Annotated in this window: 28 protein-coding genes and 1 riboswitch; of the genes, 4 read left to right on the forward strand and 24 right to left on the reverse strand. The window is 40.6% G+C overall.

Going from position 1 to position 25,581, the window contains the following annotated elements:
• Positions 1-87 precede the first annotated feature (87 nt).
• The 16 genes from pduL to SRRS_RS12290 all read right to left on the reverse strand — a co-directional run bounded on the left by pduL (position 88) and on the right by SRRS_RS12290 (position 14,698).
• The gene (gene pduL / locus SRRS_RS12215; RefSeq protein WP_371369160.1) at positions 88-660 is read right to left on the reverse strand and encodes a phosphate propanoyltransferase; all 573 of its coding nucleotides are present in this window, start codon (positions 658-660) and stop codon (positions 88-90) included.
• A 38-nt stretch (positions 661-698) separates the two neighbouring features.
• Positions 699-1,046 (reverse strand): ASCH domain-containing protein, encoded by a 348-nt coding sequence (locus SRRS_RS12220; RefSeq protein ID WP_371369161.1) that lies wholly within the window; start codon positions 1,044-1,046, stop codon positions 699-701.
• 19 nt (positions 1,047-1,065) lie between these two features.
• A complete protein-coding gene (locus SRRS_RS12225; RefSeq protein ID WP_371369163.1) occupies positions 1,066-2,232 on the reverse strand; it encodes an aminotransferase class I/II-fold pyridoxal phosphate-dependent enzyme in 1,167 nt (388 codons plus the stop codon).
• A gap of 121 nt (positions 2,233-2,353) precedes the next feature.
• Positions 2,354-3,628: an amidohydrolase gene (locus SRRS_RS12230; protein WP_371369165.1), complete on the reverse strand. Its 1,275-nt coding sequence runs from the start codon at positions 3,626-3,628 to the stop codon at positions 2,354-2,356.
• Positions 3,629-3,653: 25 nt separating this feature from the next.
• The gene (locus SRRS_RS12235; RefSeq protein ID WP_371369167.1) at positions 3,654-4,895 is read right to left on the reverse strand and encodes an adenosylhomocysteinase; all 1,242 of its coding nucleotides are present in this window, start codon (positions 4,893-4,895) and stop codon (positions 3,654-3,656) included.
• A gap of 57 nt (positions 4,896-4,952) precedes the next feature.
• The gene (gene mtnP, locus SRRS_RS12240; protein ID WP_371369169.1) at positions 4,953-5,744 is read right to left on the reverse strand and encodes an S-methyl-5'-thioadenosine phosphorylase; all 792 of its coding nucleotides are present in this window, start codon (positions 5,742-5,744) and stop codon (positions 4,953-4,955) included.
• Positions 5,745-5,753: 9 nt separating this feature from the next.
• A complete protein-coding gene (ppaX, locus tag SRRS_RS12245; protein ID WP_371369171.1) occupies positions 5,754-6,404 on the reverse strand; it encodes a pyrophosphatase PpaX in 651 nt (216 codons plus the stop codon).
• Between the two features lie 219 nt (positions 6,405-6,623).
• Complete coding sequence (locus SRRS_RS12250; RefSeq protein WP_371369173.1) at positions 6,624-7,040, reverse strand: TIGR04086 family membrane protein; 417 nt, start codon at positions 7,038-7,040, stop codon at positions 6,624-6,626.
• A gap of 75 nt (positions 7,041-7,115) precedes the next feature.
• A complete protein-coding gene (surE, locus tag SRRS_RS12255) occupies positions 7,116-7,874 on the reverse strand; it encodes a 5'/3'-nucleotidase SurE (protein ID WP_371369175.1) in 759 nt (252 codons plus the stop codon).
• 17 nt (positions 7,875-7,891) lie between these two features.
• Complete coding sequence (locus SRRS_RS12260) at positions 7,892-8,617, reverse strand: 7-carboxy-7-deazaguanine synthase QueE (RefSeq protein ID WP_371369176.1); 726 nt, start codon at positions 8,615-8,617, stop codon at positions 7,892-7,894.
• Positions 8,618-8,620: 3 nt separating this feature from the next.
• On the reverse strand, positions 8,621-8,998 hold the full coding sequence (gene queD / locus SRRS_RS12265) for a 6-carboxytetrahydropterin synthase QueD (RefSeq protein ID WP_371369178.1): 378 nt from the start codon (positions 8,996-8,998) through the stop codon (positions 8,621-8,623).
• 109 nt (positions 8,999-9,107) lie between these two features.
• The gene (locus SRRS_RS12270) at positions 9,108-10,391 is read right to left on the reverse strand and encodes a glycosyltransferase family 2 protein (protein WP_371369180.1); all 1,284 of its coding nucleotides are present in this window, start codon (positions 10,389-10,391) and stop codon (positions 9,108-9,110) included.
• A gap of 154 nt (positions 10,392-10,545) precedes the next feature.
• Entirely contained in the window at positions 10,546-11,220 is a 675-nt protein-coding gene (gene pssA / locus SRRS_RS12275; protein ID WP_371369182.1) for a CDP-diacylglycerol--serine O-phosphatidyltransferase, read from the reverse strand.
• The gene (locus SRRS_RS12280) at positions 11,217-11,858 is read right to left on the reverse strand and encodes a phosphatidylserine decarboxylase family protein (RefSeq protein ID WP_371369184.1); all 642 of its coding nucleotides are present in this window, start codon (positions 11,856-11,858) and stop codon (positions 11,217-11,219) included. Before SRRS_RS12280 ends, pssA begins: the two co-directional genes overlap by 4 nt.
• Before the next feature lie 85 nt (positions 11,859-11,943).
• Positions 11,944-12,672 carry a WecB/TagA/CpsF family glycosyltransferase gene (locus SRRS_RS12285; RefSeq protein WP_371369186.1) on the reverse strand — a complete coding sequence of 243 codons (729 nt, stop codon included), beginning with the start codon at positions 12,670-12,672 and terminating at the stop codon, positions 11,944-11,946.
• Between the two features lie 58 nt (positions 12,673-12,730).
• A complete protein-coding gene (locus SRRS_RS12290) occupies positions 12,731-14,698 on the reverse strand; it encodes a transglycosylase domain-containing protein (RefSeq protein ID WP_371369188.1) in 1,968 nt (655 codons plus the stop codon).
• A 132-nt stretch (positions 14,699-14,830) separates the two neighbouring features.
• Between SRRS_RS12290 and SRRS_RS12295 the strand changes: the two genes are divergently transcribed.
• Positions 14,831-15,760 (forward strand): polysaccharide deacetylase family protein, encoded by a 930-nt coding sequence (locus tag SRRS_RS12295; RefSeq protein WP_371369190.1) that lies wholly within the window; start codon positions 14,831-14,833, stop codon positions 15,758-15,760.
• A 134-nt stretch (positions 15,761-15,894) separates the two neighbouring features.
• Here SRRS_RS12295 and guaB read toward each other — a convergent pair whose 3' ends face one another.
• The 4 genes from guaB to SRRS_RS12315 all read right to left on the reverse strand — a co-directional run bounded on the left by guaB (position 15,895) and on the right by SRRS_RS12315 (position 19,375).
• Positions 15,895-17,349 carry an IMP dehydrogenase gene (guaB, locus tag SRRS_RS12300; protein WP_371369192.1) on the reverse strand — a complete coding sequence of 485 codons (1,455 nt, stop codon included), beginning with the start codon at positions 17,347-17,349 and terminating at the stop codon, positions 15,895-15,897.
• Between the two features lie 142 nt (positions 17,350-17,491).
• A complete protein-coding gene (locus SRRS_RS12305; RefSeq protein WP_371369193.1) occupies positions 17,492-18,130 on the reverse strand; it encodes a peptidoglycan-binding protein in 639 nt (212 codons plus the stop codon).
• Between the two features lie 4 nt (positions 18,131-18,134).
• Positions 18,135-18,272: riboswitch (cyclic di-AMP (ydaO/yuaA leader) on the reverse strand.
• A gap of 374 nt (positions 18,273-18,646) precedes the next feature.
• The gene (locus tag SRRS_RS12310) at positions 18,647-19,135 is read right to left on the reverse strand and encodes a hypothetical protein (RefSeq protein WP_371369195.1); all 489 of its coding nucleotides are present in this window, start codon (positions 19,133-19,135) and stop codon (positions 18,647-18,649) included.
• 60 nt (positions 19,136-19,195) lie between these two features.
• The gene (locus SRRS_RS12315; protein ID WP_371369197.1) at positions 19,196-19,375 is read right to left on the reverse strand and encodes a 2-hydroxymuconate tautomerase; all 180 of its coding nucleotides are present in this window, start codon (positions 19,373-19,375) and stop codon (positions 19,196-19,198) included.
• Positions 19,376-19,946: 571 nt separating this feature from the next.
• Between SRRS_RS12315 and SRRS_RS12320 the strand changes: the two genes are divergently transcribed.
• Together SRRS_RS12320 and SRRS_RS12325 are read left to right on the forward strand one after the other, a co-directional pair.
• Complete coding sequence (locus SRRS_RS12320) at positions 19,947-20,549, forward strand: hypothetical protein (RefSeq protein ID WP_371369198.1); 603 nt, start codon at positions 19,947-19,949, stop codon at positions 20,547-20,549.
• Positions 20,550-20,800: 251 nt separating this feature from the next.
• Entirely contained in the window at positions 20,801-21,586 is a 786-nt protein-coding gene (locus tag SRRS_RS12325) for a HipA family kinase (protein WP_371369200.1), read from the forward strand.
• Between the two features lie 119 nt (positions 21,587-21,705).
• Here the strand turns inward: SRRS_RS12325 and SRRS_RS12330 are convergent, their stop codons facing one another.
• From SRRS_RS12330 to SRRS_RS12345, 4 genes are all read right to left on the reverse strand, one after another.
• Positions 21,706-22,377 (reverse strand): TVP38/TMEM64 family protein, encoded by a 672-nt coding sequence (locus tag SRRS_RS12330; RefSeq protein WP_371369202.1) that lies wholly within the window; start codon positions 22,375-22,377, stop codon positions 21,706-21,708.
• 49 nt (positions 22,378-22,426) lie between these two features.
• Positions 22,427-22,633 carry a hypothetical protein gene (locus tag SRRS_RS12335; protein WP_371369204.1) on the reverse strand — a complete coding sequence of 69 codons (207 nt, stop codon included), beginning with the start codon at positions 22,631-22,633 and terminating at the stop codon, positions 22,427-22,429.
• A gap of 188 nt (positions 22,634-22,821) precedes the next feature.
• Complete coding sequence (gene recG, locus SRRS_RS12340) at positions 22,822-24,894, reverse strand: ATP-dependent DNA helicase RecG (protein ID WP_371369206.1); 2,073 nt, start codon at positions 24,892-24,894, stop codon at positions 22,822-22,824.
• 1 nt (position 24,895) lies between these two features.
• Positions 24,896-25,099 (reverse strand): DUF1858 domain-containing protein, encoded by a 204-nt coding sequence (locus SRRS_RS12345; protein WP_371369207.1) that lies wholly within the window; start codon positions 25,097-25,099, stop codon positions 24,896-24,898.
• Between the two features lie 196 nt (positions 25,100-25,295).
• Between SRRS_RS12345 and rpmB the strand changes: the two genes are divergently transcribed.
• Positions 25,296-25,487 carry a 50S ribosomal protein L28 gene (rpmB, locus tag SRRS_RS12350; RefSeq protein ID WP_371369208.1) on the forward strand — a complete coding sequence of 64 codons (192 nt, stop codon included), beginning with the start codon at positions 25,296-25,298 and terminating at the stop codon, positions 25,485-25,487.
• Positions 25,488-25,581: the final 94 nt, after the last annotated feature.

Genomic DNA, 25,581 nt, shown 5'->3' on the forward strand with positions numbered 1-25,581 from the left:
ATATAGAGATATTGTGCCCATTACCAATATATAATAAAAGTACTCCACTTGGAATCTCAACAAGTGAAGTACTTTTGGAGGATAATTCTATTTTACGATTTCAACTGTATCGCCAGTATTAATCTTTGCGGCGTTTCCTTCATCTGTGTCAAGATGACATTCCAGCTTGAAACTATCGCTTACTCTAGCTAAAACGTTATCAAATATCAGAGCGCGTTCGCCACCAAAACGAACTTTAACAACATCTTTATCTTTTAAACCCAGCTCAGCAGCTTCGGCAGTTGTCATATGAATATGACGGCAAGCAGCGATGACGCCTTCTGTTAATTTTACTTCACCTTTTGGGCCAACTAAGGTAATTCCCGGTGAACCTTTTAAGTCTCCAGAATCACGGACGGGGAGCTTGAGGCCAAGTTTTAATGCATCTGTAAGAGCAATTTCAATTTGTGTTTGTTTACGTTCTGGTCCAAGAATACGAACTTTTTTAAACGATCCTTTTTCTGTGACCAAGTCAACTTGTTCTTCGCATGCAAACTGACCAGGTTGGGACAGATCTTTTTTCACAGTGAGTTGATATCCTTCACCAAATAGAATATCAAGATGCTCACGTGATACATGTACGTGGCGTGCGGAAATACCTACAGGAATTAATTTAGACATAAAAAAATGCACTCCTTTTGAAAAATATATTATACCTGCTATTCGATGATTTCGGAGAAATAGACTACAGTCACAATGTCACTTGAGGTTAAGGTCTTATCATAAATTGATTGCAAAAAGACCATTAAATCATCGATGCTGGTAAGATCCGAGTTTTCACCTTGTAAATCATCCATAGTGAGTTGAGAAATAGGCTTAACCAAGACTCGATCAATTGTTCCGGTAAAAATCTTTTTCTTTTGGGAAAAACGTTTACCCACAGTTACCCAGATAATATCGCCTTCAGCGTATTTGTTGGTTTTATCGCCGAGTCTGATGGTGCATGTTTTGCGCCGGCAAACCAACTGGCTATGATAATTAGACGAGTAGAAGTTCAGTGCCTTCATCCCAAAACCCTCCCAATTTCTATAATCTTATCCATTCTTTTATTCTATCTACAGCTTCTTCCAGACGGTCTTCAGGTTGAACAAGCGCTATGCGAATATATCCTTCACCACAAGCGCCAAAAGCGCTTCCTGGTATAACGGCTATACCGGTATTCTGTAGTAAAGATACTGTAAAATCAAAAGAGGATTGCTCGGTCGGAACAGGTGCCCATATGTACATCGAAGCCTTTGGGCGTTCTACTTTCCAGCCAATATCGTTAAACCCATCAACAATGATATCACGGCGTCGCTGATACCTTTCTGCTGTTTCTTTAACGCAGTCTTGAGAGCCAGTAAGAGCAGCTATAGCGGCCTGCTGTAATGGATAAAAAATTCCGTAGTCAAAGTTGGATTTTAAACGCCCTAACATGGCAATTACTTTAGCATTGCCAACGACGTAACCAACTCTGCAGCCCGCCATATTATAGGTTTTTGACAGGGAATTAAATTCTATACCAATATCTTTAGCACCAGGAATCGATAAAAAACTGTCAGGTTTGTAACCGTCAAAAACTAAGTCACTATAGGCAAAATCATAGCAGACTAGAATATTATAACGTTTAGCAAAGGCCACTACCTGTTCTAAGAAGCTGCGTGGAGCGGTAGTTGCTAGGGGATTATTCGGGTAATTTAAGATCATGATTTTCGCCCGTTGTAACACGGATGCATCGATTGCTGCTAAATCTGGTAAATAATCATTCTCTGGGGTAAGGGGCATCCGATAAAGTTCAGCGCCGGCAATTAGTGGGCCGGCACTGAAAATCGGATAGCCGGGATCAGGCACAAGAACTATGTCGCCAGGATTAACCATGCACAATGCTATATGAGCAAGCCCATCTTGCGAGCCAATCAGGGAATGTATTTCAGTTGCTGGATCTAATTTAACTGAGAATTTACTCTGATACCAATTGGCAATGGCATTTAATAATTCGGGAATACCTTTAGACAAAGTATAACCATAATTGAGACGGCAGTCTGCGGCGGCTTTTAGGGCATTAATAATATGCGGTGCAGGCGCCAAATCAGGACTACCAATACTTAAGGTAATAACATCTCTTCCAGCGGCAACTTCCGCTCTGCGCATATCATCAACCTGAGTAAAGATGGCCGATGTTAACGCTTGCATACGGTCAGCTTGTTTAAACATTATTGCCCCCCCTCCAAGTAACCACAAATATTCTTTTGGTCAAATATGAGTTAACTTTATATTCAATGCTATAAAGGGCAAATCCTGTTTGCTAAGATTAAATTAAAAAAAATTATTTAAGTTAATTTTTTACTAACCGTAGACCGCGGCGGTCAACCTCTGCTAAAAGACGCTCTTGATCAATAGTTGTAAGCTGATGGTTATCGAGCAGTACTTTACCATTAACAATTACTGTGTGTACGTCGCTTGCGTTAGCAGCATAGGTTAATAATGACAAGCGATCATGGCGTGGATGCCAATGTGGCTCTTTCATATCTAAAATTGTGATATCGGCTTTATATGACGGTTCTAATTTACCTACATGATCTAATCCCAAAGCGGCGGCACCTTTACAGGTAGCCATGTCTACCGCTTTATTTGCCGGAATCGCCAGCGGATCAAGACGATGCACTTTATGTAGCATTGCGGTTAGACGTAATTCTTCAAGCATATCGAGATTGTTGTTACTTGCTGCTCCGTCTGTTCCTAAGCCAACACAAATACCAGCCGCAAGCATATCCGGGACAGGCGCTACTCCGCTGGCAAGCTTCATATTGCTGCCAGGATTGTGAGCTACCCTTACTTTCTTTTCTTTCATAATAGCAATATCCTCAGAGGATACATGTACACAGTGCGCTGCTAATACTCCGTGGTCAAGGACGCCAAGCTCATTCATTAGAGCAATTGGGGATTTACCATACTGTTTTTGGCATTCAGCCACTTCACCGGCTGTTTCCGATAGGTGAATGTGAATTTGTGCTTTAAGCTTTTCAGCCAATGCTGTTACTTTTTTCAGGTAATCAGGAGGACAAGTATATGGAGCATGGGGGCCAAGCATGATGGTAATGCGACCATCTGCACCATTATTCCATTCTTTATAAAAGCTTTCACTTTCAGCGAGCGCTTGATTCGCTGTAGGAGCTACTCCAGCCATACCTCTAGCTAGAACGGCTCGAATGCCACTTTCAGCTACCGCTTTAGCGACTTCCGGCATGAAAAAATACATGTCTGCAAAACAGGTGGTACCTGATTTCAGCATTTCGGCAATGGCTAACTGCGTTCCCCAGTAGACATCTTCTCCTGTAAGATTTTCTTCAGCGGGCCAGATTTTTGTCTGCAGCCAGTCCATAAGCATCATATCATCGGCATAGCTGCGGAATAATGTCATGGCAGCATGAGTATGGGTATTAACAAAGCCGGGGATTAAGAGTTTATCACGACAGTCAATAATTCTGTCTGCTGTCTCATTAATGTTACCTACTTGCGCAATGATTGAACCGCTGATAGCAAGGTCAGTTTGGCGAACCTGGCCATCGGCGCATAAGACGTCGCCGCCTTTTAACACAATATTTAACATAGCGATACTCCCTTCAAACCTATGATTAGGCTTTGCTCAGATACTCCTTCTGCTCTGCCGAAAGGCTGTCGATATTAAAGCCCATAGCTTTCAGTTTTAATGAGGCGATACGGTTATCCATTTCGGAAGTAACAGTATACACCTTATTTTCAAGTTCAGCATGGTGACCTGCAATATGGAGAACGGCTAGTGTTTGTGTCGCGAAGGATAAATCCATGATTTCAGTCGGATGCCCGTCGCCTGCAGCCAGGTTAACTAACCGGCCTTCTGCTAACAGATAAAGTTTACGCCCGCCTGCCATAACGAACTCTTCGATATTTTTACGTACTACACGACGGCTTTTCGCCAGCGCAGCTAGCTCTACTTTATTAATTTCTACGTCAAAATGCCCCGCATTCGCCATGATTGCGCCTGGTTTCATTACTTTCATATGCTCACCGCGAATAACGTCCTTGCAGCCGGTCAATGTAACAAAAATATCTCCGCGAGCTGCAGCTTCCTGCATCGGCAGTACGGAAAATCCGTCAAATACTGCTTCTATTGCTTTAATAGGATCTATTTCAGTGATAATGACGTTAGCTCCCAATCCCTTGGCGCGCATGGCAACACCTTTGCCGCACCAGCCATATCCTGCAACTACTACTGTCTTTCCTGTTACAGTAAGGTTAGTGGTTCTCATTATGCCATCCCAGGTTGATTGTCCAGTACCGTAACGGTTATCAAATAAATATTTGCAGTAAGCGTCATTTGCTGCGATCATTGGGAATTTTAAACGTCCGGAGTCGGCTAAAGCTCTCAGGCGCAGTACACCTGTTGTCGTTTCTTCAGAGCCGCCTAGAATTTTTCCTGCTATTTCACTGCGTTCGCCGTGTAATAAAGAGACTAGGTCACCACCGTCATCGACGATGATATCCGGCTTGGTATCTAGCGCTTTATGTAAAAATTCATCATATTCTTCAGCAGTACAATTGTACCAGGCAAATACTTTAACGCCTTGTGAAGCCAATGCTGCAGCCACGTCGTCTTGCGTAGACAACGGATTGCTGCCAGTTACGGCCACATTGGCACCGGCATTTTTAAGCACAAGTGCCAAATAGGCAGTTTTTGCTTCGAGATGCATGGTAATAACTAAATTTTTTCCGGTTAAAGGTTTAGTTTGGGATAGTTCATCATTTAATACATTAAGTACCGGCATGAACTCTTTAACCCAGTTAATCTTATCCATACCTTGAGGAGCCAGATTAATATTACGAATAATAGATTCCATAAATAATACCACCTTTATCTTGCTTAATTTTTCTGCAAATCAAATTTGAATATACTTTTACAATTTAAACCCGCCATATTCGGACAATGCATGTTTGCAGGCACAATCTTTATCTGGCTGAAGGCGTTCGATAGCAGTCAGTATAAGTTTTTTTATATTTTCAGTATTGGCTTGCATTGTTTCTAGAACTTCATGATGAGTTAGCGGCTGCGGGGAGATACCTGCTGCAAAATTGGTAACCATGGAAATTGTGGCATAACACATTTCCGCTTCTCGGGCTAAAATAACTTCCGGAACATTGGTCATGCCAACAAGGTCACCACCCAACTTGGCAAACATTTTGATCTCAGCCGGTGTCTCAAAGCGAGGACCTTCAGTACAGACGTAGGTTCCTTGAGTATGAATGGAAATACCGATTTGCTTAGCAGCGTCCATTAATACATTGCGGATAGATGGGCAATATGGTGTTGTCACATCAAGATGGGCGACACCACGCTCCCCTCCCTCATAAAACGACGTTGTACGGTTTTTTATGAAGTCTAGAAATTGATCTATAAGTACAAAATCTCCTGGTTTCATATCAAGATTCAGTGAGCCAACTGCAGTTGTGGCGATAATATTTTGGACACCGACTTTCTTCATAGCCCAAATGTTAGCTCGATAGTTGATCAGATGGGGTGGTATGGAATGGTTACTGCCGTGGCGTGGTATAAATGCAACCTCTTGGCCTGCATACTCACCGCTTTTAAAGCGCACCACTCCATAAGGGGTGGCAATTTCGAGGTCTTTAATATTATTAAGAATTTTAGGGTCATAAACTCCTGTACCACCGATAATTGCAATTTTCATTATATCACCTTACCTTATTTTTTTTAGTTCGCAGACAGTAAGCAAATCTTCAATAGTGTTTAATATATAGTCGGGTTGTTCGGCAAGCAGCTTGTCCCAGGCAATTTGGGTCCAGCGTACTGCTGCCGTTTTAACTCCGGCTGTTCGTGCACTAGCTAAATCAAAGGGACTGTCTCCAACCATCAGACACTCTGCCGGTTCGAGGTTTAACTGAGTCAGTGCCAATCGCACCGGTTCTGGATCAGGCTTGTGTTTTTGACATTCTTCATGTCCAATGACAATAGGAAAATGCTTGTCCATGTCAAAAAGTTTAAGCCCACGAATAGCCGTACGTTTAGTTTTTGATGTTACTATTGCCATTAAAACACCTGCGTTATGGAGCTTTTGTATGGTTTCCGGCACTCCGGCAAAACCTGTTGTCAGTTGGTCATGATGAGCTAAATTAAATTCACGATAGGTTTTTATAAGATCATCGACCTTATCAGGTCCATAATACTCCATTGCAGCTTTTAACGGCTTACCAAAAAAGTCATAGATTTCTTCAGCGCTAAGATATCGCCTGTAATGAAGGTCAAACGTGTGTTGGAAGGAACGGATAATTAAATTGGAAGTATCAATAAGTGTTCCGTCGAGGTCAAATAAAATACCTTTAAATTTCAAGCCTTATCCTCCTACTTTATTATATAACCGAAAAACAGGAGCCTGTCAGCGGCTCCTGGCAGATTAAGCCCGCATTTTCATGTCAAGATAATCTAAAGAAAGTAAGGTGTGCTATTAATGAACCTTTTACAATATTCGTATCAATTGGAGGGTAATTGTAAATGTTACTATAAAAGTTCAATAAATTTCGTGAGAATCCCTGCTTATTTTATAATTCAATTATAAATTTACACCAATAAAACCACCAAGGGCTCCCGCTAAACTGCCGGCGGCGAACTTATTCCCTAACATCAACCAGGAAACCTGTTCCTGCCCCAGTTCCAGTCCAACTCCCACTGAAAAAAGGACATATATTATACCAACAGCACAGCCAATTAGAAGGCCTTTGGCCGCTATTTGTTTTGTTGCATACATACTGCCAATAAAAATACTTGTCATAGTTACTGCAACCATTATATATTCAATATAATTGTCTATGAATTTGTTTTCTGAAATTAGACTGACTAAGGAAAGACATATGGCACAAACGAGCGAGACAACTACGCTAACAGCTACTCCTTTAAAAATAGCTAGAGAAATATTTGTATTTCGTGGAGTTTTGGGACTGTTTCTTGTCCGACGGGAAACTTTGGCCATAATATTCCCTCCTGAAAAGTCTTTTACTGTAAATCTATGCAAATATCAGCCAAATATGCCGGATTAAAGATAACTTTATAATTCCCAAGTTTCTAATAGATTCATTATGCCATAATTAGTCAAATCAAAATGAATCGGCGTCACAGAAATTTTACCGTTTTTAACAGCGACAATGTCGCTATCGGGTGCATTTTCAGTTTCGGAGACCTGGCCGCTCATCCAATAATAGGTTCGTCCACGGGGGTCTTGGCGGCGTTCAAAAGTATTTTCGTAACTGCGAATTCCAAGTTTGGTTATAGCAATACCTTTGAGCTGGTTTTCCGGTAATGCTGGAACATTAACATTGAGCAGTGTGTTGGGCGGTAGCTCTTTATTCATCATAGTTTCAACAACTTTTCTGGCAGTTTTGGCTGCAGCAGTAAAGTCAAAGGACTGCCAACTATCTAAAGACATCGCCACAGATGGTAACCCATGTAGTGCCCCCTCAATCGCTGCACTTACCGTACCCGAGTACAAAACGTCTGTTCCAAGGTTTGATCCTTGGTTAATTCCCGAAACTATAATGTCAGGTTGGTCGTTTACTAAGAGAGCCTCTAAAGCTATCTTGACACAATCGGTAGGTGTGCCTCCTACTCTCCACGCACAGATATCCTGATTATCAAGGGGGTGTTTATCTACCCAGATAGGATGATGCACTGTTATTGCTTGGCTCGAAGCACTTTTTTCGCTGTCAGGCGCGACTACTGATATTCTAAAAACTTTTGATAATTCTTGCCACAAGGCTCTTATGCCCGGAGCAAGTATTCCATCATCGTTTGTCAAAAGTATATGCAAACATATAACCCCCTTACTTATAATTGTCCCATAAACTTATGAGTTTGCGGAATTACCCGGACGCTGCTTAGGACAGATAATGCCTGCTCTTGGTAAAGCAGTATATCGGCTGGTAAAACGGATTCACAGCCATTTAGGGGAGTGACTGGCTGTAGAATTACGGGGATAGATTTATTGATTGACGCTACTAATTCAAATGCCTGTTGCAGTTCATTTTTAGAGCTTTGGCCGGTAACCACTATCTTAACGAATACTTCTTTGGTGGAAGCCAAACGCAAGAATTCATGGTGCTCCTGCCAATATTCTTTACCAGCGATGCTTGGGAGTTTGATGTCCATACTGATAATATCGAGCTGGGGCAATATTTTGGCCAGTTGCTCAAATAGAATACCGTTGGTTTCAAGATATTTAGGGGCATCTAATTTAGCTGTCAGTTCGACAAGGGCATCCACCTGACACAAAGGTTCACCGCCGGTAAGGCTTATCGAATGGTGGCGCAATGTTAATAGCGAATTAATATGTTGGGCAAGACATTCGATACTAAGCGGATTTGCAATTTTAGAAAAATCCCGCCTACCAGGGGTGCATTCAATTAACGCTTCTTTGCCGAAAGTGCGCGATTCTGGTGTATCACAATAGGCACAGGCCATATTGCAACCTGCGAAACGTACGAATACTTGTCGGGTGCCAATATATAAACCTTCGCCTTGAATGGATGAAAAAATCTCAACAATATTTGCCATTGTTTACCCCTGTGGACAATATTTTACGCATGACCGGGGTGACTCCCATACCTGCACACTGCGTACTTTAACATTCTTCTGAAAAACAGGGTTACTGGCCAATGAGTCGTAAATATATTTTGCGATATTTTCGGCAGTTGGGTTGAGTGTTTTAAATTCGGGCAAATCATTAAGATAATAGTGATCTAAAGCATCAATTACCTTATTTACTTCTGCTTTGAGGTCTTTAAAATCCATTATCATTCCCAAGGAATTAAGCTCGGTTCCAGTAACGGTAACCTCAACCTTCCAGTTATGTCCATGCAAACGAGCGCATTTTCCGGGATAGTCAGGTAATTGGTGTGCTGCCTCAAACTCGGCAATAATAGTCAAATCATACATATATAAACGCCTCCTTAAACATTAGGTTTTTACTGTACCATAAGAAATATACAGGGTAACGGTTTAAAGCACTTTGTGATATAAAAAAAGATGAGCATTAACTCACCTTTTATTTAATAGCTTGCTTGCTTAAGAGATTTTCTTTCGAAAACTCATCAGAATTACTCAAGAGTATATCACGATAGCTAAGACTGCGAGTGTGCGTTGTATGGCTCCAGTTACGATCATTCCGATGCAAGAAGCCTAAGAATGTTATCGGTATCCAGCTGTAGACGAACAGCGGATAGAAAAGTGAATAAAACCAGGTTTTCCAGTTAGCACGTATTTTTGCCAAAACTATCGCAGGAAAAATATATTGACCGATCGCAATTACTGTCCAAACTTCAATAGGTAGAACCATATAGAGAATATTGGTGTAAAAAGGTACAATATGATAAACATAACTTAACAACACAAAAGTTGTGGACAAGATCAAAAAATACGGTTGTACTAGATGAAGTATACCATCTAATATTCGGATATCCCGGCGTTTTATTCCTTCAACAAGCAGCTTGGGAATATAACGGCCTGCAACATCAAAATGACCTTGCGCCCAACGTTTTCTCTGATTCCAAGATTGCTTAAAAGTTAGCGGCTTTTCGTCATATACAATAGCATCGTGTGCCCAAGTAGTACGAATACCAATTAAAAGTGTTTTCATCGTGAATTCCATATCTTCTGTAAGGCAAGTGGCTCCCCACCCAAACCTCTTCAAGATATCTGTTGAAATACACATCCCTGTTCCACCTAGTACACTCGATAATCCTATATTATATTTAGCTAGATGCCAAATATGGTTTACTACCCAGAAAGAAATGGCAAAAGTAGCCGCAATCCAGGTATCGTTTGGATTTTTAGCGTCAAGATAACCTTGAATTACTTTTTCACCTTTACAAAGGCGATTGTTCATTTCCATTAAAAAATTTGTATCTACTAGATTATCAGCATCAAATACAACTACAGCATCATATTGTTTTTTCAGGGAGAACAGTTTTTCAAACATCCATTCCATAGCGTAACCTTTGCCACGTTGTTCAAGGTTAAATCGCTCGTACACAATTGCACCAGCGTTTTTAGCAATAAGAGCTGTTTTATCTTTACAGTTGTCAGCTATGACATAAATGTCATAAAGATCCCGCGGATAATTGAGGACATGCAGGTTTTCAACCAACTGACCAATTACCTGTTCTTCATTGTGCGCCGCAACAATAACAGCAAAAGTGTTTTTTGGTGTGGTTATTTTATCTTCATGTCTTTTGCAGAGTCCGAAAAAAGCAAGAATAAAATAATATAACGTGAAAAACACGATAATTAGCTGCATGGGGATCATTATGTAATCAAAAATGTAATTCATGGGTTATTCTCCTTACAAAATCCTGCTCTCTAAAGATAATAAGGATATACAGAATTTATAACGGTTTTTTGGAAGAAATATGACAATACATCATATGCTAAGATTTCTGCACGATGCTTATTTTCCTGTTTTGTAATCTGACAAAATCCAACTGTTAAGCAGAACGATGGTCAAATAAACCGAAAATCGTATTTAGAATGCCAAATAATGCATAAACGAAAAACGGAACGAACAAAATGGATTTTAATGTCAGAAATAATATATATGCGCCTACTACCACGGTAATAATTGCTGGAATTAGACGAACAGGTTCGCCGTCCTTACCTTTAAAATCGGGATATTTAACTGTGCTTACCATTAGATAGGCAAAGATGGCTACCATTAAAGGAAAAATCCAGCCCGATGGCTTTATGTCAAGCATGACAAAAGTTGCGACTACACAGCCTGCAGCGGGTATAGGCAACCCCATAAAAAATCCTTTAACCTTGGATGTGTTAACATTGAAGCGAGCAAGGCGTAGTGCTCCACAAGTTGCAAATGCAGCAGCGATAAGATAGCCGCCGGTATAGTCTTTTAGCATATAGCTATATGCTAAAATTGCCGGTGCTACTCCGAAAGATACTAAGTCGCATAAAGAATCAAGTTCTTTTCCAAAATCACTGCTTACGCCAAAGTAGCGGGCAACTCTTCCATCTAAACCGTCTGCAACCATTGCAGCTACGACAAAAAGTGCTGCGTAAGTAAATTGCCCTTCAAAAGTAAAGATAAGGGCAAACATACCTAGTACAATATTTAAACCTGTTAATATATTAGGAATAGCGTTTTTCACTCTTCCCTTAACCTCCCTATTACTGTTTTACCTCCTTTTACTCTATCCCCCTTTTTTACCAGTATTTCTACTGTTGTTGGTACTATAAGTTCTGTGCAGGATCCAAATTTAATAAGTCCGTAGCGTTCACCTTGCTTCAGGACAGTGCCTAAAGTAACCCAGGAAACAATACGCCGGGCTAAGATTCCGGCGATTTGTGTAACTAATACACGCATCTTGCTGTTTTCTAATCCAATAGCGTGCCGCTCGTTTTCACACGCCGCAGACTCTTTATACGCAGGTTTAAATCTGCCGCAAGTATATTGTTGAAATTTAATCTCACCTTCAACAGGACTACGATTAATATGAACGTCAAATACCGATAAAAAGATAGTAACCTTTATACCTTTATCGTTAAGAAACTGGTCATCATATACTTCGGTGACTCCCATAACCTTACCATCAGCCGGCGATAAAATTAAGGTATCGTCATAAGGCACATCGCGTTTGGGATTACGGAAAAAGAAAGTAACGAAAACTGTCAAAATTCCGGGAATAAGTGCCCAATATGCACCGAGGGTCAAAGCAGTTATGGTAGTGACCAGTCCAAGTACAGCTATATATATATATCCTTCTTTAATAATCGGAGTTTTTACCATCTATCCACCTCCCCCGTAACCTTTTAGCAACATTAATCAAAAAGCAAGTTCAGTATATCAGTATAATATACTTAGTTTACTTTGTCTAACATTTTTTGCCTAACATGACTTTCATGACAAACTTCGGTAATGCCGTCATCCGGATTAGGCGTTGGGGCTGACGGATTAGTCTATAAGACCACTCTAATCCAGTACGTTGCATCCAAAGAGGTGCACGCTTAACAGCACCGGCCATTACATCAAAGGTTCCGCCTACCCCCATACAAACAGGTACTTGAAGTTTGTCGAGGTTACTAGCCAACCACTTTTCTTGTTTCGGAACGCCTAGAGCGGCCAGCAAAATGTCAGGTTTAGCAGCGTTTATGGTCGCAATAATTTCAGCTTCGTCATTTTTCGTAAAAAAACCGTGTCTTGTACCGGCAATAACAAGACCAGGAAACCGAGATAAGGCTGTATTTTCAGCTTTTTCGATAATTTCCGGTTTGGTGCCAAACATAAATACACGGTACCCTTTTTCTGCCGCTTGCGCTAGTAGATTTTGGGCTAAATCATAACCTGCGACTCGCTCAGGCATAGTATAACCCTGGTATCTTGCCGCCCATACCACACCAGCTCCATCTGGTACTACCAAGTGGCAACTGGCAAGAATGTCAGCTAACTCTTGATCTTCTTGCGCCAGCATAACCATTTCCGCATTAGCAGTAGCAACCAAATGTGGTTTTTTCTCCGCAATAAAGTTTTCAAGCCTAGCTACTGCTTCAGGCATTGTTACTGCATCAATAGAAACATTTAACACCATTACTTTTGTACCCACTGAGAAATATTTACTCCTTAAACTTTGTTTTACTATCCTAGCACATTGTACCACAAGTTTAAAATGACGGCAATCTCGACCACGGCCATTTCCAGAAAGGTTGTTGTTTTTGCTCTTGCTTTTCGGCCGGTTTTGTCTGATTCTCGTTCGTTGACGGCCACTGAGGTGCTGTTGGTTGCGTTCCTTGTATAAAAGCGCTATATTCTACCTCTTTACAGCCAAGTGTTGCCAGTTTGCCACTGGTAGCACAAATTGGTATCCCTACTACCACATTTGGTGGAATAGGAAAATCGGTTGGAGGTGTATTAGCTACTAATTTAGACACCATTTTTCCCCATAAGGCCGACATTTCGGTACCGGATACCCCAATCGGTTTTCGGTTATCATAGCCAGCGTATATACCGACTAAAAGATCAGGAGTATAGCCGATAAACCAAGCCGTTTCGTAATTATCGGTAGTACCTGTTTTTCCTGCAGCTGGGCGGCCAAGGCTAGCTGGCGTTCCCGTTCCATCTTGTAATACACCTTTTAACATGTCAGTTAAAATATAAGCAACTTCCGGTCTTAGTACAGATTGCTGAATAATTCTGTTTTCTTCTAATACCTGATCGTTCTCATCAAGTACTTTTAAAATAGCTATAGGCTTGGATACTACACCGCCATTGGCAAAAGCAGTGTATGCTGAGGTCATTTCCCACAGATTAACTCCCTGTGTTAACCCCCCTAATGCTGAAGATAAAGAATAATCTTCAGGAACAATGGTCGTTATACCCATATTCTTGGCTAAATTTAGTGCTTTATCGATACCTATTTGCTGCGCAAGCTTAACTGCAGGTATATTTACCGACCAGCGCAAGGCTTTTTTCAAGGTAACTGTTCCGCGGTATTTTTTATCATAATTTAAAGGGGAATAACCATTGATATTAATTGGTTCATCGATAATAGTGGCATTAGCGGTAAGACCTTCATTTAAAGCCGCTGCATATAAAAAAGGTTTAAAAGCTGAGCCAGGTTGACGAACTTCTGCAAACACCCGGTTAATCTGGCTTTCCTCGTAATCACGTCCCCCAACCATTGCTTTGACATATCCAGTCTTAGGATCGAGAGCCAATACAGCTCCTTGCAATTCTCCTAGCACCGCCTCAGCGGCTTGCTGCTGTTTAATATCCAAGCTTGTATATACTTTGAGACCGCCTTTATAGACTCTATTTGCACCGTAGCGCCCTACTAATTCGTTGGAAATATAATCAAGAAAATAAGAAGCCTGGACTAAGCGCTTTTTTTTACCGGCAAGATTTATTGGTTCCGCCTTAGATTTTGCGGCATCTTGTTCAGTTACATAGCCTTCTTTAACCATACCAGCCAAAACAACTGATCTTCGGTCTGTTGCTGCTTTGATATCAACATAGGGTGAATAAATATTTGGTCCCCGGGGTAGACCTGCTAATAATGCACTTTCCGCCAAAGTCAGATCTTTGGCATGTTTGCCAAAATACATTTGAGCGGCCGCTTCGATCCCGTAGGCACCTTCACCAAAGTAGACCTGGTTCAGGTAAGCCTGTAAAATTTCCTGTTTAGAAAACTTATAATCTATAATTACCGCCAGCATAGCTTCTTTGAGTTTGCGTAGTAGTGTACGTTCTTGGGTAAGAAACATATTTTTCGCTAACTGTTGAGTTAATGTACTTCCACCTTCGATCAGGCTGCCATGGCGAATATTTACGACTATTGCCCGCATAATGCCGATAGGATCAAGACCAAAATGACTATAAAACCGGGTGTCTTCATTAGCAATAATCGCTTGTTGTACATAAGGAGAAATGTTATTAATCGTTACAACTACACGGTTTTCCTCAAATAGTTTAGAGATTAGCTGGCCGTTTATATCATATACCTGAGTCGCGGAAACCAAATTGAGATTTTCAAGACTTTTAGTTTCCGGCAAACCTAAAAATGCATATCCAATATTAGTTAACATTACTAATAAAACTGTACAAGCTATAACTTTTTTCGTATTATTAGGCATTATTTACACACTCCTCTTAGAAATAGTATCTCCAAGCTGCATGATTTTTACATGCAGGAATAGGCATTCCTGTTGGAGAATATACGAATTTTAGACACAGTTTATCAAACTATTTCAAAATAGGAGCGTATAATGAATAATACGTCAAGATTTTTTCATACAGTTTGCGGACTGAGTGCAATATGTTTACTGTTATTAGTTTCGTCACCGTTAGCTTTGTTAGCATTTGCCGATTTTAATTCGTCGGCTTCAGTAATTGGTTTGCCTTTAGAGCAAGCACCTTCTCAATCAACTGCCATCAATACTTCTCCGAACCAGAATGTTGACGCTTACTATATAAATGAAAACCCCGACAATCCGCCAACAGCTGCTAAACCGGTTTACGACGTTTTTACGGTAGAAGAACGCCAAGCAAGGGGCTTAGTGTTAGAAGTTCCTAAAGTAAGCCAATATTACGGCGAAAAAGTTGTTTATCTTACGTTTGATGATGGACCAGATCCTGAAAACACACCGGTAATTCTAGACATCCTTAAAAGTAATAGTATTAAAGCTACTTTCTTCGTTGTGGGCAACGAGGCAGAAAAGTATCCAGATATTTTGCGTCGAATTTATCAAGAAGGACATGCCATCGGAAATCACTCCTATAATCATGTTTACCGTGATTTATATCAATCGGCCAACAGTTATATTGCTCAATTGCGTCATACCGATGATGTTATTAAAAAAGCAATCGGCGTTCGTCCCCGCATATCACGAGCCCCCGGAGGGTCGGCGGGTAGTTTTACCAAAGAGTACTGGGGAGCTTTAAATAAACTAGGCTATATTGAAGTAGGCTGGAATATAAGTTCCGGCGATGCTTCTAGTGCTAAAGCCAATCGTATTTTAAATAATATCGTTTCCCAAATGGAAAATAAAAACTTGTGGAGTCATGCTATTGTACTAATGCATGATGGGCGGGGTCATGCGGAAACAGTGAAGGCGCTGACGGATATTATTAAATACTATAAAGAGCGTAAATTTGAATTCCGTGTAGTCAACTTTGAGACTCCAGCACCATGGTAATTTATTGATATAAAAAATGCTTTGGACTATTGTCCAAAGCATTTTTTTATCCTGCTCTGAAAGGTTGACTTTCACGTGGATTAGGTAATAACGGCTTCCTCTTTCTTATGGGTTCAGTATAAGCCGTAAGTTTTTTATAAACTATAATTAGGAGATTCTTTTGTAATGCTGATATCGTGAGGATGGCTTTCTTTTAGGCCGGCACCGGTGATGCGGATAAACTGGGTTTTGCTAATTAATTCTTGGATATTGCGAACACCGCAGTATCCCATTCCGGCACGCAGACCACCAAGCAATTGGAATACTGTATCGGCAACGGAGCCTTTATACGGTACCCTGCCTTCAATTCCCTCGGGCACAAGTTTGTCCATGTTTTCTTGGAAGTAACGGTCTTTACTGCCTTCTGCCATGGCCCCCAGTGATCCCATGCCACGGTATACTTTATAGCTGCGGCCTTGATAAATAATGGTTTCGCCAGGACTTTCTTCAGTACCTGCGAGAAGGTTGCCTATCATTACCACTTGAGCTCCGGCCGCGATAGCTTTGGCAACGTCTCCAGAGTATTTAATACCACCGTCAGCAATAATGGGGACATTATACTCACGAGCAGCTCTGGAACAATTGTAGATTGCTGTAATTTGCGGCACACCAATGCCGGCGATAACACGGGTGGTGCATATAGAACCTGGCCCAATTCCTACTTTCACAGCATCTGCCCCTGCCTCAATTAAATCACGGGTAGCCTCAGCTGTGGCTACGTTTCCGGCAATTAGGTCAACATGCGGGAATGTATTCTTGATGGTTCTAACCGCTTCAAGTACCCCTCGTGAATGGCCGTGGGCGGTATCTACAACGAGAACATCTACTTTGGCTGCAACAATAGCTTCAACACGCTCCATCATATCAGAACCAACACCAATAGCGGCGGCTACTAATAAGCGACCTTTAGGATCTTTGGCTGAATTCGGGTACTTTTGGGCTTTTTCAATATCTTTTATTGTAATAAGTCCTTTTAAGTTTCCTTCGGAATCAAGCAAGGGCAGCTTCTCGATGCGATGCTCACGTAAAATTTCTTTGGCTTCTTCTAATGAAGTGCCAACATGGGCAGTGATTAGGTGTTCTCTGGTCATGCAATCAGAAATTTTACGGCTTAAATCGGTTTCAAAACGCAAATCCCGGTTTGTAAGAATACCGACAAGTTTGCCAGCATTAGTTACCGGAACACCGGAAATATGATATTTTTCCATAAGGTTATGGGCATCTTGCAGTGTATTACTGGGAGATAAAAATATTGGGTCAACAATAATTCCATGCTCAGAGCGTTTGACTTTATCAATTTCATTTGCTTGACGAGCAATCGGCATATTTTTATGTATTACCCCTATGCCACCTTCACGTGCCATGGCAATTGCCATACGGGCTTCCGTAACGGTATCCATGCCAGAACTGATAATAGGCATATTAAGCTTAATGTTTTTTGTCAAGTAAGTGGATACTTCTACTTCTCTCGGCAGAACTTCTGATTTTGCGGGTACAAGTAGTACATCATCAAAAGTTAAACCTTCGGGGCCAAATTTGTTGTCAAACATCAGTTGAAACTCCTTTCAGTGAACATCATCGTAATAGGTATTTCCCAATATAATAACACAAATAAACTAGCCAAATCTACCTCTTTTTATGTAATAATAAAAAAAAATAATTCAGCCTGGCAAAATAATGCCAGGCTTATCATTAACTAAGAACATATACTTTTACATTTTGAATACCGAAATCATAAGCCACTGCTACTGACTGCATGGCAATATCGATACGGTTTCCCTTGATTGCGCCTCCGGTATCTTCAGCTACTCCATACATACCTTTTCCGTCGGCAAATTCAATATATAAGCGAGAACCAAGTGGAATTACTTGTGGATCAACGGCAATTACACCTGGGCGTACCATGGTACCCATATACGTCATGTTGCCCCATTGGCCGTTATCATGCGGACCGGCGGCATAAGCAGTAGCCTTTATATCCAGAACAGCTTTATAGCGTCCTGGAGCGTTACTTCTTGATACCTCTGGCATACGACTGTCTTGCATGACTTGAACAGTTTCCTGGCCGACAACTCCGTCAGCGGCAAGGTTTTTCTTATTTTGATAGTCGATTACCGATTGCTCAGTAGTTTCGCCAAAAACCCCATCAACTGAGATGCTATCATAACCCAATTCGATAAGTCTAGACTGCAGCTCTTCTACTGTTTGACCTGTCATTCCTGATTTAAGTGCTTGATCTCCTAATGCAGCTAAGGCTAATGGTGTCCAGAATGTAGCACCTAGGAATGCCATAGCAATGGCGGAACTAATAATTTTTTTGATGTTTTTCATTAAAAACACCCCTTTCTAAAAGCCTACGAGGTTAGCTGACGGGTTCGGGACAAAGGGAAATCCCTACCGCATTATGCGGATTCACCCCAGAAATGGTTCCCCCGTTTTCCTTTTTTATTAGGAAATTCGGCTTGTCGTATATATTACACGATATATTTATAAAGGGCAAACAATATATGAAGTAGTTATTAGAAAACACTTATTATTAGACAAGCTTATTCTTTGGTATGCTCCTATATGCTACCTTATATAATATAAATTTTTATTACGCGTAAACAAAACTTAGGAATTATATGTTAAAGCATTGGTATGCGACAAAAAAGCCTTACAGAATAACCGGCCAATCTATCAGTATATCATTTGTAGACAATTAGGATACTGACAGTAAAATGGGACTACCATTCAGATAGTCCCATCTTAGTCTATTACAAGCAGTATGCAGTGCAGTCTGCCAATTTTTAATAATATTGGGTTTACCTACCCGCAAAATGGGTTTGGAGTCTCTTTTCGGGATGGCTAGTTTTTGCCCAGCATAAATGGTGCAAACCCAAGCTCGCCCCAGTAATGGTTGTCGTACACTTGGATAATGCCATTCACTCTTCTCTGTAAGATCTTTTTTACGTGGCTGAGAGAACTAAAAAATATCCGGGTTTGGGGGTGGGCATTATTGAGTGCTGCTTGATGGTAAAACTGCACTGATTTGTCTATAGCAGTGTAGACTGCCCAAAGCTTTGTTAATACCTTAATATTAGTATTTATTTTACTCGGGTTAATAGCCTCTTGCCAGGCTGTGTCCAAGCCGAGCAATTTAGTTTCATCTACATTAGGATAGTGAGCGATGTCGATGTTAGTTGCCTCTGCTGCGAATAAAAGTTGTAAAAAGCCATCTTGGAATTGCTCAAGGAGAGTAATAAACGGCAAATTTTCGGTAACGATATCTGCTAATGACGCTATTTCACTGCTTATAGCAGTTTCAATTTCAAGTGCAAATTGTATAGGGTTCATACGTTAAGCACTACCTTTCTAATAATCAGGCCATTTCGCTCTGCGAAATGGCCTGACAAATTATTTCTTGCTAGACAAAAATACACCAGCCTTAGCGACAGGAGATTCACGTACGATGATAGTTACGGCTTCAGGTGGACATTTTGCAGTTTCGACAATTACTTCAGTCACTCTTTTGACCATTTCCTGCTTTTGTTCTTGAGAACGGCCTTCGAGCAGGTCAATTTGTACAATTGGCATTTGCTACACCTCCAAAATCTATTATTAGTATTTTTCGTGCTAGATAATATATCCCCTGCTTAAATTTGGTAGCAGCAGTTAAAAATTTCATAGATTGTAAAAACAATATCAGGCCGCAATTTTATTAAAAGTAAGCGAAGTTTTTGTCAAACTTATAAAATGTTAGTCGCGTTGCAACCGTGATTGACTCTTTTTTGATTTGCCGGTTGCTAGGAACAGCATATAAATTTGCCTAATCCTGCTTTTGGTTTACGTCGTAGCCAGTACCGGTAGGTAAGAAATCTCCGCCAATACCTCTGTTAGTGCTTATTTCCTGCCACACATTGGGCCAAAATCCGGTCGTTACCTTATCACAAAGCCGGGCCTCTCATTGATGAAACTAATACGGATCCCATAAGCCGGAGATGGTTAAAAAACATATACCTTCAAAATTACAAATTGTGCATAGTTAATCTGACGTAAATATATAACTATTTGTTTTTTATAATGATGCGAAAGTAACAAATTGATTCTATTACTCATAAAGTATAGTAGTATATTGCTTATTAGATATTGAAGGAGGTCTATACTTGTGAGTATCTTCAGAGAACTCCGCAACGAATGCTTGATTAGGGAACTCGATCGCGAGTTAAACACAGATGTATTGTTATTTGGCTTCGACGGTATGACATATTTTGGTAATTTACAAAAGGTTGAGGACTGCCGTATAGCTTTTTTATCGCCAGCTATTGAGGCTCAATCGAACGTAGAAATTCTTTCTCCCGGTGGAGAAGTCGTAGAGGTAAGATTCTTACAAGTTGATTTGTGGCAAATTGTTGCCAAAGCTACTGGGATAAGAGCTAATCCATTTACATCATCAGAGGATTGTGATTCGGCTCACTCTATGAGGACTGAGGTATCGCAGCAAATAACCGAAACAAGTGAGCGCCAAGAGAGCCATGAACTGATTTGCATACTAAGACGTATGATTGGTGATAACGTAGTAGTTACGACTCTTGGTGGCTTTATATTTGAGGGTATACTTGGAAATGTCGATGATGAGCTGGCCTTTATATCGGTTAATGAGATATTCGGCCCAGGTAATTCTTCGGGAATATCTGATAATACGGTAAGTACAGCTGTAGTAAATCTTGAAGCTTTAACGTCAGTGTCCAGATCAGCTGAATGTTGCTAAAGCTGACGATTTTTGGGTACGAGTGAAAATATCAATTAAATTAATGCTAATGCCAGGGTAAAAGACTCGGTGAATTTTTTTACCGAGTCTTTTTATCAAGAGAGTTCTATTGTCACAGTAAATAATGAAAATATATTTTTTCCGGATAAAAATATATTTTATTCGGATAGAGTAACAGCGGTTTCTGCTGCTCTCGCTGATGCTGGGCACAAGCCGTATTTTTTTTGACTGCGTTAGGAGGGATTGACAGTATGCTAATGGCGGCAGCATATTTGGGGAAAGTAGGCGTCGGGGTTACTGTGCCGCAGTTTTTTCGTGCTCAAGATGAAAACGTCTATGTAGTAAAATTCCAAAACAACCGGCTTGGCTCCAGGGTTTTGGTAAGCGAATTTTTTGCAGCAAAGTTTGGTGCGATAATGGGGTTGTGTTTTCCGGCGAGTGATATCATTAGCATTGATGAAAAAATATTGAATAATAATTCATATCTTCTTGAGTTAGGTTTGGAACCAGGACTGCATTTTGCCTCGCGCTACATTGAAAATACGGAATACGTAAGAAAAGAGAAACTATATAAGGCTATTAATGTCAAAGACATGGCTGGCGTTGTGTTGTTTGACCATATGTTTCACAATGCGGATCGGGCAAAAAATCATAAAAACTTACTTCTCCGTCTTGAGAATGAGCAGTACAAAATCTATGCAATCGATAATTCGCATTTATTTAGATCCAGTCGCTGGACGATTGACTCGCTACAGAAACTGGGTACAAAAATAATAACATATTATTTTCGATACTATAGAAAATTGCTAAACAATATTCTTTTTTTTCAGGATTTTGTACCATATGTCAATATAGTAAGAAAGATTAGTAATGAGCAAATTGACGGTATCATACAGGAAATTCCTCAGAAATGGCTGCCGGGTGAGGTGGATCGCACCGCTTTATCGGAATATGCAAAAATACGCAGGGATATGGTCGATTTGATATGTGAAGAACTTTGCAGGTTGATTCCGAGAAGCAGAGGCGGGCAAAAATGATTTATTGCTATAATTCCTAAAAAACGAAATAAAAATGAAACTACCGAATACCAACTTTTTACTGATGGTAAGTAGTTTCGTTTTTTTATAAAGTGCCGTTAGTTCCCTACACAAAAATTTCAAAGTTCGGTTTTTTTATTTCTTTTTTGCCACCAGAGAACGCCATAAATAACGATAACCAGCAGGATAATAAAAATTAGCCGACCTAAATTTTCACCGGCAAAAACAATATCGTGTCCCAGTAATACCTTAACAACTACCGGCGGTAGCTTACCGATGATGGTTGCCAGAAAAAAGTCTTTGAAAGAGATACGGCTAATCGCAGCAACGGCAGTTATAATACCGGATGGTGCCAAGGGTAAGAGTCTGGCTAGCAAAAGTGCTTTAAATCCATTGGCGGCACTATAGTCATCTACTTGCTTAAGATAACGACTTTTCGCTATCCAGCCCTCGACGGCGTGACGGAAAAAATAGCGGGCGAAAACGAACATAAATAAGGCACCAATCACTTCACCGATCCAAGAGATTATTGTACCCCAAAATAGTCCAAAGACGATGCCGGCAGCACCTGATAAAATCATAAATGGAAAAACAATTGTAAAAGTCATGATAACAAATAGAACAATTGTTATCATGACGGCGCTAGGTCCGAAAGATCTTAAATATTCTGCCAAGGCGGCAATGTCGCCTCTTTCAATAATACCATAAGCGTGGTGGAAAAATTCCGGCTGCCACATATACGTTAATCCGATAAGTGCAATAATTGCGAGCCAACCTAGTAACTTATTCATCTAGTACCTTCCTATCTCTCAAAAACAGCGCTGAATCAGCGCTGTTTGTTTATTCCCATTGGGCTATTTCTCTTTGAAATATGTTGCAGGAACCATCAAACCAATGCGTGCAGTCAGTGCAGCGTCTGACATAATTTGAAGCCGATACGTTGAGTAAGGAATAACCATAGCCCATAGCGTTTATAATATGTTCAAATTCACGACATTCGCCGGCAATACTACGTAATTGCTCTTCTGAATAACTATTATTTTTCAAACTGCCCACCACCCTTACAGTTATTTATCTTTAGTGTGTACGTGACAGTAAAAAAAAATAAGAAATAAATTTAAAAAAATTTAATAAGGTACGTATAAACCCCATTCAAAATGTCAATATTAGTAATGTAAATTTTCTCCTCTCCCATAATTGGCGGCCTTCTGGCCGCTCCTTTTTTTTTATCCGATTTAGCGATGGAACACCATGCTGAATTTGTCGCCAAACCAATGCTTAAGTGTTTGCCACACCTTTTCTAAGTATTCCGGTGTACAAACCGTCTGCTGAGCAGCTTGGCGGGCCTCTAGTAATATATCAGTATCCCTGACAATGTCGGCAATCTTTAAGTCCGGCATACCATGTTGATGTGTACCGAAAAACTGCCCCGGTCCTCTTAACACCAAATCCTTCTCTGCCAAAATAAAGCCGTCGTTTACTTCGGTCATAATTTTCAAACGTTCAACTGTTTCTTCGTTGGTACTGTCTGATAACAGAATACAGTAAGACTTATATTCACCACGGCCGACACGGCCGCGCAACTGATGAAGTTGCGCCAGGCCGAAGCGGTCGGCACCCTCGATTATTATTACCGTGGCATTGGGAACATTAACTCCTACTTCGATTACCGTAGTAGCGATAAGTGCTTTTATATTACCGTTGGCAAAGGCAGCCATAACAGCTTCTTTTTCTTGTGGTTTCATTTTACCGTGCAGTAAGCCGCAAGGAATGTTTCTGAAAAAGGTGGCGGTTAGTTCATTATACATTGAAACTGCAGATTGTGCTTCAATTTTTTCCGACTCTTCAACAAGCGGACATACTATATACACTTGACGGCCAGCTTTAATTTGACCAACGGCAAAACCATAAACCTTTTCACGACGGTTGTTATTACGCGCGTAAGTGGCAATGGGCTGTCGACCGGGAGGTAGCTCCCGGATAATTGATACATCAAGGTCTCCATATACGGTAAGCGCCATAGTTCGGGGTATAGGTGTTGCCGTCATTATAAGTACATCGGGATGATTTCCTTTTGCTTCCAGCTTGGAGCGTTGGCGAACACCAAAGCGGTGTTGTTCATCTGTAACTACTAGTCCGAGGTGCTTGAACTCCACATCATCTTGGATAAGTGCATGTGTGCCAATGACGATATCAATTAGTCCTGTTTTGATATTGTCTAGTATTTCTTCTCTTATCTTACGGTTTAATTTTCCGGTGAGTACAGCAATTTTGATACCATGCGGCGCCAATAACCGGGCAAGTGTATGATAATGCTGTTCTGCCAATATTTCTGTTGGTGCCATCATCGCCCCCTGATAGCCGTTTTCGACCGTTTTGGCCAGCGATATGGCAGCGATGACTGTTTTCCCTGAACCAACATCACCTTGAACTAAGCGCTGCATCGGAGTGGTGTCTTCCATATCCGTTTTAATTTCACGAAGTGTCTGAAGCTGATCGGCGGTCAAGGCAAACGGCAGGCTTTTTTCAACAGCTACTACCAATTCGTTGTCTCGTGCATGCTTAATGCCTTTCGAACCATATTTCATTTTCTGTTTTATATAGGCTAAGCCGCATTGAAGTAAATAGAGTTCTTCAAATACCAGCCGCCGGCGAGCCTGTAATAAGGTTTCCATGCTGACAGGAAAATGAATATTAGCCAAAGCCTGCTGCCGGTTTATCAAATTGAACCGGATAATAATATCGGCAGGTAAGATTTCTGTGCTTTCACTGCCGGGTGTACTTTGAAATATTTGCAAAGCTTGCTCTATAAGGGATCTCAGTTGCCATTGCGGAATATCTTCGGTTGCGGGGTATACAGGCATAATGCGTCCGGTAGACGGGCTGTTTCTTTCTACAAGCTCAATATCCGGTTTATTAATTTCAATTATGCCATGATTACGCTGAACTTTGCCAAAGATAATAAGATCCATACCAGGACGGTATTTGTTTTTTATATAAGACTGATTAAACCATGTTAAATGAGCTATACCAGAGCTATCTCTTACAGCGATTTTAACGATTTTAAGACCACGGTAAGTCTTTAATTCGCTAATATTCATAACTACTGCGCGAAAGGTTTCAAAATGGCCATCAATTAGTTCGGCAATCAGCTTGATTTTGCTTCGGTCTTCATACCGACGCGGATAATGCTCAAGCAATTGACCTATAGAAAAAATATTTAGCTTGCTGAGTCTGGCAGCATTTGCAGGCCCTACTCCTTTGAGAAATTGTATCTTAGCAGACCATAACTTTTGAATAATAATCACCTTATGATTTGTTTGTTTTGAGGAGATCGTTTAATTCTTCCAGCAAAGCTTCTACATCAATGTCGTGCATTTTAGCACCATTTTCAATAGTTTCGGTAAGTGATCCCATACAGCCTATGCATCCCATACCATGTTTAGCAAAGATCCTTTTTGCCTCAGGATGCGACTTAAGCGCTTCGATTATTGGAGTGCTTTTATTTAACATAGATGAAGCCCCCCTACATTTTCTTATTTTTAATTTCAATATAATACGCACAATTCCTGCTAATGCACACCAAATGCTAGGTATTTATGAAAATATCACTAAAAAAACGGATTTGGCCTTGCATATCATAAGTAATTTGTGCTAAAATAGTCATGTTCAGTACATGAGGATGTTTTCTTACAGGAGGTGGAAATAGATGGCAAATGTTTGTGAGATTTGCGGTAAAGGTGAGCGTTCAGGCTTCAATGTCAGCCATTCCAACCTTAAAACCAAGCGCACCTGGAAACCTAACATACAAAGAGTTAAGGCTTTAGTTAAAGGTGACGTTAAACGTGTTAATGTGTGTACCCGTTGCCTGCGTTCTGGTAAAATTCAGCGTGCAGTCTAATAACATACGTTAATGAAAGGGCTTGATATCAAGTCCTTTTTTATTTTTTTCCTTGAAAAGTATATAAAATTCACCCACAACATTTTCTATTTTG

This window comes from Sporomusa rhizae (assembly GCF_041428845.1).
GTDB lineage: Bacteria > Bacillota > Negativicutes > Sporomusales > Sporomusaceae > Sporomusa > Sporomusa rhizae.